Origin of the sequence: Streptomyces inusitatus (assembly GCF_014651115.1) — a bacterium.
Lineage (GTDB): Bacteria > Actinomycetota > Actinomycetes > Streptomycetales > Streptomycetaceae > Streptomyces > Streptomyces amakusaensis.
In genome coordinates this window covers 99,051-111,539 of the sequence record NZ_BMWG01000009.1, presented here as the reverse complement: position 1 = coordinate 111,539, position 12,489 = coordinate 99,051, and the positions used below count along the sequence as shown (strand labels likewise).

Here is a 12,489-nt window from a genome sequence, read left to right as displayed (position 1 = left end):
GAGAGTCACGCGGTCACCGCCTCGGTCGGGGCCTGCGGGGCGCGGCGCGCGATGTCCTCGAAGGCCGCGGTCGCGAGCAGTTCGTCGAATCGGGCGGCTCGGACGCGGCCCGCGTTCTTCGTGTTCTGGTGGACGATCCAGCCGTAGGTGCCGGGAGCGTCCACACTCAGGTTGTTCCGCTGCCTCAGCGCGTGCTTGTAGTCGTCGAGACGCTTGATCGCGATGAGCGTCGCCAGTTCGTCGTCGTCGAACCGCTCCAGCGCTCCGCGCAGATACTTCACGACGCGCTGCTTGACGAGGAAGTCCTCGGTGAGCACCAGATTGCGGACCGCGTCGGCGACCCGGGGGTCGTCCAGGCCCGTCGCCCCGGGCACCCGCTTGAGGGCGAGGTCCTGCGCGACGCCGAGCACCGTGTACGAGGAGAGCAGCGAGAACATGCCGTCGCCGCCCTGGTCGCCGAGTGCCGGGGCACGGCCGCCGAGCACGGTGCGGCGGTCGCGGTAGTCGACCTTGAAGGCGCGGAGCTTGTCCGTCGCGGTCGAGGTCGCCAGCTCGTCGAGCAGCTCGGAGCGGGTCGCCGCGGCGAGGATCTCGGAGGCGTCCTGGTACAGCAGCAGCGAGCGGGGCATCCCGCAGTACACATGCTCCCGCTCACTCGCCCAGTTCTCCAGCAGCCGGGCCGCGAGCCGCGAGCCGGTGGCGGCCAGGTGCCACTCCAGGAGCAGCCGGACGGCCTCCTCGTGGAAGGCCCCGTGCTCGGTGTCGGTCACCGGGAACACCAGGAGTGAGTCGGCGCTGACCCGGTCGCGCACCTCGCCCGTCGGGTCGTACTGGTACAGGAACCCGCCGCTCATGCCGTTGCCGAGGCCCTTGCCGAAGCCGCCCAGGTTGAGCACGGTGCCGCCGGTCATGTACTCGCAGCCGAAGTCGCCGAGGCCCTCCACGACCGCGGTCGAGCCGGAGTTCCGCACGGCGAACCGGTCGCCCGCCTCCCCCTCGACGAACGTCCGGCCGCCGGTCGCGCCGAACAGCGCGAAGTTCCCGATGAGCACATTGCCGCCGCGTTCGGCGCTGCCGCCGCCCGGGGCGCGGACGATGATCCGCCCGCCGCTCTGGCTCTTGCCGACACCGTCGTTCGCGGTGCCGGTGTGCTCCAGCGTGATGCCGTCGTTGCAGAACACACCGTACGACTGACCGGCCGAACCGCTGGTGCGGATACGGACGGCGCCGTCGGCGAGACGGCGGCGGCCCCGGTCGTCGGCCGTGATCGCGGGCGCGCCCGCGAGGTCGGCGGCGCTCAGCTCGTGGTTGAGGAGCCGCTCGACATCGATGCCGAGCTGTCCGCCGACCGACTTGTCGCTGTTGCCGAGGCGGATGCCCTCGATGAGCGCGGCGGGCTCCCGCCGGTCGACGAGCGCGGCGCGGACGCGCTCGATGAGGGCGTCGTCGGTGGTGAAGTCCTTCTCCAGGTACTCCGGGTTCTCGACGATCTTCTCCGGCACACGGGTGAGCAGCCTGCGGACGTCGAGGCGTCCCACGCTCGCCGGGTGGTCGAGAAGCTGGAGCAGATCGGTGCGCCCCCGGGCGTCGCGCAGGGAACGCAGCCCGAGACGGCCGAGGATCTGCCGGACGTCGTGCGCGATATTGAGCAGGTACTGCGCCAGCGCGCGCGGGTCGCCCTCGAAGGCCTCGGCGTTCGTGGTGAGCCCGGCGGGGCACTTCACATTGCAGTTCTTCGCCATGACGCAGCCGAGCATCATGAGCGCGGTCGTGCCGAACTCGAAGCTGTCGCCCCCGAGCAGCGCCGAGGTGACGACGTCGCCGCCGGTCTGGTGCGCGCCGGAGCAGCGCAGGGTGACCTTCTGCCGGAGCCCGTTGGCGACGAGCGCCTGGTGCACCTCGGCGACGCCGATCTCCGCCGACCGCCCGGCGTACTTGAGGCTGGTGACGGCGGCCGCGCCGGTGCCGCCGGTGTTCCCGGCGACATTGATCACGTCCGCGCCCGCCTTGGCGACGCCGACCGCGATGGTGCCGATGCCCTCGGAGGACACGAGCTTCACGATGACCCGCACCCGCGCGGCCTTGCAGTCGTGGATGAGCTGCGCGAGGTCCTCGATCGAGTACGTGTCGTGGTGCGGCGGCGGGGAGATCAGCTCGATGCCCGGGGTGCCGCCGCGCGCCGCCGCGATGTCGACGGTGACCTTCGGCGCGGGCAGCTGGCCGCCCTCGCCGGGCTTCGCGCCCTGGCCGATCTTGATCTCCAGCTCCTCCAGCATCGGGTCGGCGAGATAGCCCGCCCAGATCCCGAACCGGCCGGACGCGAACTGCTTGATCCGGGAGCCGCGGATGGTGCCGTACCGGGAGTGGTGCTCGCCGCCCTCACCGCTGTTCGACATGCCGCCGACCATGTTCGTCCCGTGCGCGACGGCCTCGTGGGCGGTCGCCACGAGCGCGCCGTGGCTCATCGCGCCGGAGGCGAGCGCGCGGGTGATCTCGTGCGCGGGCTGCACCTCGTCGAGCGGCACGCTCTCGGGCGCGCCCGTCAGCAGCGCGAGCAGCCGGGCCGCGTCGCCGGAGGCGGTGACGACGACACCGTCGGCGTCCGCCCCCGCCGTCTCGACCTGGCCCGGGTGGGCGAGCGCGAGCCCCTCGGCGAGCGCGGCGTGCCGCTCCGCGCCGTCGGGGCCGGGGGAGAGCAGGCTCAGCCGGGCCGTCACCGCGCCCGTGTCGCCGTCCGTCCCGGAGGCGGTCGTGACCACACCGCGGACCGTGATGCTCGCGTTGCCCTCGGGGCAGAAGCGGCCGAGTTCGCGGGCGAAGTCCTCCGGGGTGCGCAGCCCCGCGACATCGGCGGGCAGCGCCAGCACATCGCGGAGCGCGGCCGGGCGGCGGAGGCGCTCCTCGCGCGTGGTCCGCAGGAAGGCGCGGTATCCGGGGGTGATGTGGAACGCGTCGATCTCGGCGTCGCTGAGCGCGTCGTACCCGGTGTTGCGGTACGCGGCGTCGGTGATGCCGAACGCGTCGTCGAGCTGGCCGAGCGTGAGGAGGCGGAGCGCCTCCGAGTCGTCCGGCCGGCCGAACTCCGGCCGCTCCTCGGTCATACCGCCGAAGCCGCGCACGGCCGTGACGCCGAACGAGTGCCCGGCGCCGTCCGACCGCTCCTTGAAGAGGCCGAGCAGCGGGATCTGCTGCTCGGTCTCCACCGTACGGGCCCGCTCGTGCCACTCCGTCGTGGTCTGAGCGATCCGGGCGAAGCCGACACCGCCGACCGGGGCGTCCATGTGCGGGAAGATCCGCGCGAACACGTCGTCGCGGGTGTCGAGGTAGTTCGGCTCGAAGAACTCGCCGCCGATGTAGCTCTCGGCGGTGCACAGCCCGACGCGGCCCATGGTCTTGGCGAGCGACTTCTCGGCCGCCTTGCGGAACCTCGCCAGCGCCCGGTCGGTCTCGGTGATCTCGCCCGCGGGCGCGGGGGCGCTCGGGTGCTTCTCCTCGGCGCGCAGCCGCGCGCTGAGGCTGTAGACCGCCGACGCGCCGAAACCGAGCGCGGTCGCCACATGGTGCGAGGAGGCCAGCTGGCCGCTCTCCGCCACGATCGAGGCGCGCAGGCGCAGCCCGGTCTCGATGAGGCGCTGGTTCACCGCCGCGACGGCGAGGATCACCGGCAGCGGCGCGCGCGCCGAGGAGACCGCCCGGTCGCTGAGGAGCGCGATGCCACCGCCCTCCGCGGCGAACCGCTCGACGTCGTCGCAGAGCAGTTCGAGCGCGGAGCGGAGCGCGTCGGCGTTCGCGCTCTCGTCGCCGGTCACCGGGGTGTAGAGCATGGCGAACCGCTTCAGCGGCACGATCCGCTGGTCGCGCAGCCGGACCATGTCGAGGTGTCCGAGCACGGGTGAGGAGAGCACGAGCTGCCGGCTTCCGGCGATTCCGGTGCTCCCGGTGCCGTCGGGCTTCGGGCCGAGAGCGACCCGCATGCTCATGCCGTCGGCCTCACGGATGCTGTCGAGCGGCGGGTTCGTCACCTGGGCGAAGCGCTGCGAGAAGTACTTCGCCATGCCGCCCTCGGTGTCGCTGAGCGCGTTGATGGCATTGCCGTAGCCCATCGCGGAGATCCGCTCGGAGCCGTTGGCGAGCATCGGGTCGAGCATGAACCGGAAGCTCTCCTGGTTCAGCGAGTACGCCACGTACCGGCCGGCCGGCGTCAGATCGCCGTCGTACCCGAGCGTCGTCGTGCCGCGCTGGTAGTCCGGCGCGGGCAGGTCGTCCAGGTTCACCCGGGCCGCGGTGAGCAGCTCGGAGTACGGGCGGCGCGCGGCGAGGGCGTCGAGCACCTCGCGGGTGCGCATCCGGTCGCCGGTGCGGTGGTCGACGACGAGCATGCCGCCTGCCTCGATGCGGCCCCGGTGCACGACCTCGTCGTCGGGGAAGGCGACCTGGCCGGCCTCCGACGCCACCATGAGGTACTCGGCGGTCTCGACGGTGCGCAGCGGGCGCAGACCGAGCCGGTCGAGCCGCGCGCCGATGACGTCCCCGTCGCTGAAGATCACGGCCGCCGGGCCGTCGTTCTTCTCCTCGTACAGCGAGAAGTACTCCAGCATGTCCCGCACGGAGTCGGGCAGGGTGCGGTCGTTCTCCCACGCGGGCGGCATGAGCGACACGACGGCCTCGACGATGTCCAGACCGTCGTCGAACACCCGGCTCTGGAGGGTCTGGTCGAGCCGGCTGGAGTCCGACTGCCCCGGCGGACGCACGATGCTGCGGGTGCGGGCGCGGGCGAGGGCCTCGTCGGAGAGACGGTTCTTGCGGTCGGTGTTCAGCTCGCCGTTGTGCGCCATGAGGCGGAACGGCTGCGCCATGGTCGGGTGCGGCTCGGTGTTCGTGGAGAACCGGGTGTGGAAGTAGAGCGACCGGACGGAGTGCGCCGGGTCGCCGAGGTCGCGGAAGTAGCCGATGACCTCGCCGGAGTTGAGCCGTCCCTTGAGCACCTGGGTCCGCGCGCTCAGGGAGAGCGGGTACAGCCCGGCGTACGCGTCCTCGGCGTAGGCGGCGGCCTCGACGGCGAGCAGCGCGCGGTTGGCGGCCGCGTCGACGTCACCCCGCTCCCAGCTCTCGGGCGCGCGGAAGACCCACTGCACGATGGGAAGCTGGTAGCGCTCCGCCTCGGGACAGGCGACGCTGTGATCCACCGGGACGTCGCGGACCAGCAGAACCTCGAACCCCTGCTCGGCGATGCTCCGGCCGACGAGGTCCACCGCGCCGTCGCGGCGGCCGTCGTCGCCCGGCACGAAGCAGTTCGCGACACCGAAGTGCCCGGCGCGCAGCTTCTCGCCGGTGATGGCGTCGAAGAACTCCACCGACAGATCGACGCTCACGCCCGCGCCGTCGCCGACGCCCTCGGCGGACTTGCCGCCGCGGTGCGGGATGGTGCGGAGAGCTTCGTCGCCCTTGAGGATGACGTCGTGGCTCGGCGTCCCGTCGAGACGGGTGATGAAGCCGACTCCGCAGTCACTGTGGTCGAGGGCAGGGCTGTAGAGCCCGAAGGGGGAGTGGTTCACATGGATCCTGTCAGCGAAATACATACCGGCAGCGGACGGCCAGGCTGCGTCGGTGAAGCGCTCGCCGCGGGCAGGCCGGTGTGACGGCCGAGCCCCGAGGGTGTGAATGTGAATCGTAAGGCTCGCCTAATCGTCACCGCAAGGGTTTCGCTGCCCGGATTTCGGGACCGGAGTGTCAGCAGGTGGACATTCCGCAGGTGGGGGCGGTGCGTCGGACCCCTTGACGGGCCGCCCGGCCGGGGTCGCACGGCGGGCCTCGACCTCCGTCAGCACCCGGTCGACCCGGCGGAAGCGCCGCAGCAGATGAGGCGCTCTCGCCCCGGCGGCGGCGAGAAGCGCGACGGGCAGCGGACGGCCCGCCAGTACGGCGAGTGCGATGGTCCAGGGCGGCACGCCCGCCAGCGCGCACACCAGAACGGTCGCCCGGGGCGTCCACGGCAGGAGCGCGAGAAGGACCAGGGCCCAGACGCCGTACCGGGTGACCGTCCCGCCGGCCTCGCTCAGCCCGCCGAGGCCGGGAGCGGGCAGCCCGAGGGCGTCCAGCAGCCGGGGCCCGGCGCTCTGGACGGCGGTCGCCGTCAGGAACGCGCCCGCGGCGGACGCGATGACGAAGGTCAGGGCGATCGCCCGCCAGCGCCGGGGGTGGAGCGCGGGGACCCCCATGAGCAGCATCTGGTTGGGGAGGAACGGCAGCGCGTAGTCCCCGAGCGGGAAGACGGCGAGCGCCGGCAGGAACCATCGCCGGTGCGCGGCGCGGTCGAGCCGTATCAGGGTGCGTACGGTACGAGCGGCCGGGCCGCGAGGAGCGGCGGCGGGCGCGGGAGCGGGAGCCGGGGTGGGGGCCGGGGCCGGGGCGTCAGCCATGCCGCAGCGCGCGGTGGCCGAGCGAGGGGGAGATCCGCATCAGGGCGGGCAGAAAGCGCGCCTTGCCGACATAGATCTCCGTCCGCTCGCGGCGGACGCCCTCCAGGACCGCCCGCGCCGTCTCGGCCGCACTGATCTTGCCCCGGCCCCGGCCGGCGGTCATGTCGGTGTCGACGAGCGGGAGGATCGCGTCGATCACCCGGATCTGGGGCGCGGAGTCCTCGCACTGGTAGCGCAGCGCCCGGGTGAAGGTCCGGACCGCCGACTTGGCGGCGCAGTACACGGGCGCCGAGGGTTTGGGAACGATGGCCAGCCCGCTGCTGATGTTGACGATCGCGGCCGATGGCCGGTCCCGGAGATGGGGGAGCAGGCCCGTGGAGAGCGTGATGACGGCGTCCAGATTGACGGCCAGCTCCCGGCGCAGCACCGTCCGGGTGTCGCGGGGGTCGGCGGTCAGGAAGTCGCTGAGGTTCTGCACCCCGGCGTTGTTGATGACCACGGAGAGCGCGGGGTGACGGCCGGGCAGCCCGTCGGCGAAATCGCCGACGGCCTCGGGGTCCGAGAGGTCCAGCGCCTCGGCCGACACCCGGTCGCCGTACTCGGCCCCGAGCCGCGCGAGCCCGTCGGGGTCACGGCCCACGGCCACCACATGGGCGTCGAGTGCGACCAGCCGCCGGGTCAGGGCCCGGCCGATGCCACGGGTGCCGCCCGTGACGAGAACCGTTCTGCCGGTGAGATTCATGGAGTCCTCTCCTTCGCGGGTCCGGCTGTCCGGTCCCCGTGCTCCTCGGCGGTCCGCCGCCGGAACGCCGATCGGTAGACCGCGGGCGTCATGGCGGTCCGGAGTTTGAAATGGCGGGTGAAGTGGGGCTGGTCCGCGTAGCCGCAGGCGAAGCCGACGACGCTCAGGGGGTGCCCGCTGCGCATGAGCAGCCCGGCGGCGACCTCCGTACGCACCGTCCCCAGCACTCCGCTGAAGCCCCCGGCGTCCGCCAGCCGCCGCTGGAGGCTCCGGGTGGGAAGCCCCAGCTCGGCGGCGAGCCCGCCGAGCGTCCACCGCCGGGCGGGATCGGCGGCGATCAGCCCGCGCGTCCTCGACACCTCGTCCCGGCCGGATTCCCCCGTACCGGTGTCCTCGGTGCCGGTGTCCTCCGTACCGGCGCTCAGGGCGGGCGCCGTGCCGGACCAGGTGAAGCGCCACAGGCCGCTGCCGTGTTGGGGCGGCGGCACGCCGAAGCCGCCGTCCGTGAACACGACCACCGGTGCGTCGCCCGCGGCGACCGTGAGGTCCAGGGCCCCGCACATCGACAGCAGCGCCGTCAGCACGCCGAGTACCAGGGCGTCCTCGGCCGGGTCGGGCGGCGCCCCCGGGGGGCCGACGTGTTCCGCGACCAGCCGCCGTACGCCGTGCTCCCGGATCACCACACGGTGACGGGAGTGGGTGAACCGCTCCAGCCGCTGCCACCGCTCGAACAGATCGAGCGGGGTGCGGGCGTGCAGCAGGGCCGAGACGGCCGGATCGGACGGGTGCACCGCCAGCGTCGAGCCGACCCGCATCAAGGGCAACAGCCCGTGGCCGCCCGCCACTTCGGTCAGAAACCGGCGCTTCGCCTCGAACGGCAGCAGAGCGCCGTCACTCCTGGGCGCGACGGCGGGGATGCCCGCCGCCGTCAGCGCGCGCTGGACCAGATCCACCAGCTTGGCACTCGCGTACTCCTCCATGACCGCCCCTTTCCGCGCTCTGCGGGCACGGTATGCGCGGCGGTCCGGGGGTGTCTTGAAGGATCACGCCACCGCCGCTCTTCGGCGGCGGCGCTGCTCACCTCAGCGGGGCCCGGGGCCGTGGGCCGCCGGAGTGAAGGCGTCCAGGGATTCCGGGAGGGTCTGGCCCCCGTCGACGGTGAGGGTCTGGCCGGTGATGAAGGCGGCCTCGTCGGAAGCGAGGAAGAGCACCGAGTGCGCGATGTCGAAGGTCTCGCCCAGACGGCCCAGCGGGATCGCGGCGGTCATCTTCCGCAGATACTCCTCGCCCAGCCCGGCGAGACCCTCGGTGCGCACATTGCCGGGCAGGACGGCGTTGACGGTGATGTTGTGCGGTGCCAGCTCAAGGGCGGCGCCGCGCAGAAAACCGAGCTGGCCCGCCTTGCTCGCGCCGTAGTGGGACCACCCCGTGTACCCGGTGGTGGGGCCGGTGATCGAGGAGGTGAGAACGATCCTGCCGCGCCCGGCGCGCTCCATCGCCGGCAGACAGGCCCGGACGGAGAGAATGCCACCGCGGAGGTTGACGTCGAGGACCTCGTCCACATCGTCGGCGGTCATCTCGCGCAGCGGCTTCTCGGGGAAGATCCCGGCATTCGCGCAGAGCACGTCGACGCCCCCGTGCAGACGCACGGCCTCGGCCGCCATCGCGTCGATGGCCTCCGGGACCCGCAGATCCACCCCCGTTCCCACGACCCGGCCGCCGGTGTCGCGGGCGATCTCGGCCGCGACGGCGCGCGCGGCCCCGGTGTCCCGGCCGGTGAGCAGGACCGCGGCCCCCTGACGGGCGAAGAGCTCGGCGATCCCCTTCCCGATGCCGCGCGTTCCGCCGGTCACCACGACCGAGCGGTCCTTCCAGTCCGTGAACGTCATACTCCGCGCCCCTTCTCCGCCGTCCGGCCCGGATGCCGGACTCCCCATGCGGCTCACACGGTAGCGGCCGGGCCCGCCCGGCGGCGCGGGATCACGCGTACCGCCGGGGCCTCACTGGCCCACTCTGCCGTCGACGCACTCGCGCAGCAGATCGGCGTGGCCGCAGTGCCGGGCGTACTCGTCGATCCGGTGCACCATCAGCTCCCGGATCGAGGTCCTGTCCCTCCCCACCCGCTCGCCCAGGTCCGGGTGCGCGGCCAGCGCCGCGTCGGTCGCGGCCTGCTCGCGCTCCAGATCGGAGAACGCGGCGTCGACCACCGCCCGCTCGCCGACCGCGCCGTGGAAATCGGCGTCCCGCCCGCCGTAGAGCTTCGGCAGCGGATCGCCCTCGCCGAGCCAGTTGCGCCAGTCCCTCTCGACCTCGGCGAGATGCCGGACCAGACCGAGCAGCGACATCGTCGACGGCGGGACCGACCGGCGGGCCAGCTGCTCCGGGGCCAGGCCCTCGCACTTCATCCGCAGGGTCAGACGGTAGTCCGCCAGAAAGTCCTCAAGCGTCGCGAGCTCGCCGTCCCGGCTCACCCCTTCGCCGCCGCGGGGGTCGTCGTCCGGGTCCGCCCACATGTCCGCGTAGACGGTCGCCCTGGTCCATCGTGCCGGCTGGTCGCTCATGGGGGCCATATTCGTCCCGGGGGAGCCGGGTCGGCCAGTGGATTTCGACGACGGCGGCGGCCGGCTGGGCCATGCGCCCGCCCGGCCGGTCACAGCCAGCCGCTGCGCTGTGCCTGCAAGGCCATCTGGAAGCGGTTGGCCGCGCCCAGCCGCGCCATCAGAATCTGCAGACGGCGGTAGAGCGTACGACGGCTGACGCCCATCTCACGGGCGATGACCTCGTCGCTCGCGCCGCCCGCGAGGAGCCACAGCAGCCGGCGGTCGGCGGGCGGCAGACCGCCCGGGCGGGTGGTGCGGCCCTGGAACGGCAGGGCGTTCAGCCAGGACTGCTCGAACAGCGCGATGAGCGCCGAGAGCAGGCCGCAGGGCTGCACGACCAGCATGGTGTTGTGGACATCGGCCTCTTTGATCGACAGGGAGACGAGCGCGTACGCCTCATCGATGATCACGAGTTTCACCGGTACCGACGGCAGCACCCTCGCCTGCTCGCCGGCCTCGACGCACGGCTCGATCACCTCCCTCAGATGGCCCGGGTGCTCCAGCGACTCCCGCGAGTACACGACACGCTGCGTCACACCGCGCGCGAGCGTGTCCAGCGCGTCCCGCGTGGCACTGGACAGCGGGAAGTACGGGGGCGACTCGAACTGCCTGATCTGATCGCGGGCGCTCGCCCACGCCTGCCGGATCCGGGGGCCGACGGCCTCCCCGGTGACGACCTCGACGAGATCGTCGTTGTACGCGGCGAGCCGCTGCCGCCGAAACGATTCGAAAGCGCCCCCGACGGCGATGCGGGACTCCTCGACCTCGGCCGCCCGGTGCCGGGCGAGGATCTCCAGACCGGCGGTCGGCGGAACCGGCGCGACCGTGTCCCCGCCCTCCTCGGCGGCGCTGGCCAGCCCCGCGTCGACCAGCGCCCCGTAGGCGGCGGTCAGCTCCGCACCGCTCAGACCGGCGGCCTCCGCGATCGCGCTCAGCGGGGCGGGCGCCCGTTCGAGGAGGGTCAGATAGACCCGCGCCGCCGCGTGATCGAGCCCCAGAAGCCGGAGGGCCTCGCCGAGTTTCGCGTTCGTCATGTGTCTCATTATCGACGACCCCCTCCCCGGCGAATGGCCGATCCATGCCAGTGGCACGGCCCGGCACCGTACGGACACGGTGCGGGATACCGTCCGGGAGCCGCCGAGGACCGGCGGCGGCGAGGCCACCCAGGGAAGGTGCACGACATGGCGAAAGGCCGCAAGAACGGTCTCTACTCAGGGATCTCCGAGGAACTCTCCGCCCTGATGCGGACGGGATGGGCGGACACCGAGCGCCACGATCTGCTCCCCGGCGAGCAGGCCCCGCACGCGGCCCGCCGCCGCGCCGCGCTCTCCGCGCGCTTCCCGGGCGAGCGCCTCGTGATCCCCTCCGGAAACCTCAAGGCCCGCTCGAACGACGACAGCTACCCGTTCCGCCCGTACACCGGCTATGTGCACATGACCGGCGACCAGGCCAGGGACTGCGCGCTCGTCCTGGAGCCCCGCGCGGACGGCGGCCACGACGCCTACTGCTACCAGCTCCCCCGGGACAGCCGGGACGACGACGAATTCTGGACCGGCAACACCGCGGAACTGTGGATGGGCCGCCGCCGCTCCCTCGCCGAGTCGGAACAGGTGCTCGGGCTGCCCTGCCGCGACGTCCGCACGGCCGCGGGCGACCTGGCCGCCGCCTCCGGCACGACGCCGACCCGGATCGTCCGAGGCGTCGACCCCGCCCTGGAGGCAGCCGTCACCACCGAGGAGGAGCGCGACGACGAACTGGAAGAGGCGCTCAGCGACCTCCGTCTCGTCAAGGACGACTGGGAGATCACCGAACTCCGCAAGGCAGTGGACTCCACCGTGCGCGGCTTCACCGATGTGATCGCCGAGCTGTCCCGGGCGATCGCCTCGTCCGAGCGGTGGATCGAGGGCACCTTCTTCCGCCGCGCCCGCCTCGAAGGCAACTCCGTCGGCTACGGCTCGATCTGCGCCGCCGGCGAGCACGCCACGATCATGCACTGGACCGACAACGACGGCCCGGTGCGCCCGGGCGACCTGCTGCTCCTCGACGCCGGTGTGGAGACACGCACCCTCTACACCGCCGACGTCACACGCACCCTTCCGATCAGCGGCACCTTCACACCGCTCCAGCGCGAGGTCTACGACGCGGTGTACGAGTCCCAGGAGGCGGGCATGGCCGCCGTCCGGCCGGGCGCCGCCTACCGCGACTTCCACGAGGCCTCCCAGCGCCACCTCGCGGCCCGGCTGGTCGAGTGGGGCTTCATCGAGGGCCCGGCCGACCGCGCGTACGAACTCGGCCTCCAGCGCCGCTTCACCATGGCAGGCACCGGTCACATGCTCGGCCTGGACGTCCACGACTGCGCCCGGGCCCGCAACGAGGAGTACGTCGACGGCTTCCTGGAGCCGGGCATGGTCCTCACCGTCGAGCCCGGCCTGTACTTCCAGCCCGACGACCTCACCGTCCCCGAGGAGTGGCGCGGCATCGGCGTCCGCATCGAGGACGACCTCCTCGTCACCGAGGACGGCCACGAGAACCTGTCGGCGGGTCTGCCCCGGTCGGCGGAGGACGTCGAGGCGTGGATGGCCCGCTTCGCGGGCTGAGCGCGCCGCGACCCGGTCGTCGCCCCATCCGGACGGGGCGACGACCGGGTCGTGTGCCCTCCCTCCGCGGGCCCGCGCCCGGGCCGGTCCGTACCGGGGCACGGACCGGGGCCCGGTACGGACCGCTGACC

8 protein-coding genes are annotated in these 12,489 nt (G+C 72.8%); 1 reads left to right on the top strand and 7 read right to left on the bottom strand.

Annotated features, from left to right (window positions below; translation table 11 throughout):
* Positions 1–5: 5 nt before the first annotated feature.
* The 7 genes from IE247_RS16615 to IE247_RS16585 form a co-directional block, all read right to left on the bottom strand.
* On the bottom strand, positions 6–5,579 hold the full coding sequence (locus IE247_RS16615) for a glutamate synthase-related protein (protein ID WP_190123909.1): 5,574 nt from the start codon (positions 5,577–5,579) through the stop codon (positions 6–8).
* A gap of 102 nt (positions 5,580–5,681) precedes the next feature.
* Positions 5,682–6,419 (bottom strand): hypothetical protein, encoded by a 738-nt coding sequence (locus tag IE247_RS16610; RefSeq protein ID WP_190123908.1) that lies wholly within the window; start codon positions 6,417–6,419, stop codon positions 5,682–5,684.
* A complete protein-coding gene (locus IE247_RS16605) occupies positions 6,412–7,161 on the bottom strand; it encodes an SDR family oxidoreductase (protein WP_190123907.1) in 750 nt (249 codons plus the stop codon). The genes IE247_RS16610 and IE247_RS16605 overlap by 8 nt, the downstream gene beginning before the upstream one ends.
* Positions 7,158–8,141 (bottom strand): helix-turn-helix transcriptional regulator, encoded by a 984-nt coding sequence (locus tag IE247_RS16600; RefSeq protein ID WP_190123906.1) that lies wholly within the window; start codon positions 8,139–8,141, stop codon positions 7,158–7,160. The genes IE247_RS16605 and IE247_RS16600 overlap by 4 nt, the downstream gene beginning before the upstream one ends.
* Before the next feature lie 102 nt (positions 8,142–8,243).
* Positions 8,244–9,050, bottom strand: a complete 807-nt coding sequence (fabG, locus tag IE247_RS16595; protein ID WP_190123905.1) for a 3-oxoacyl-ACP reductase FabG — start codon at positions 9,048–9,050, stop codon at positions 8,244–8,246.
* A gap of 111 nt (positions 9,051–9,161) precedes the next feature.
* Positions 9,162–9,731: a mycothiol transferase gene (locus tag IE247_RS16590; RefSeq protein WP_190123904.1), complete on the bottom strand. Its 570-nt coding sequence runs from the start codon at positions 9,729–9,731 to the stop codon at positions 9,162–9,164.
* 80 nt (positions 9,732–9,811) lie between these two features.
* Positions 9,812–10,795, bottom strand: a complete 984-nt coding sequence (locus tag IE247_RS16585) for a helix-turn-helix domain-containing protein (RefSeq protein ID WP_190123903.1) — start codon at positions 10,793–10,795, stop codon at positions 9,812–9,814.
* Positions 10,796–10,942: 147 nt separating this feature from the next.
* Between IE247_RS16585 and IE247_RS16580 the strand changes: the two genes are divergently transcribed.
* Entirely contained in the window at positions 10,943–12,358 is a 1,416-nt protein-coding gene (locus tag IE247_RS16580; protein WP_190123902.1) for an aminopeptidase P family protein, read from the top strand.
* Positions 12,359–12,489 lie beyond the last annotated feature (131 nt).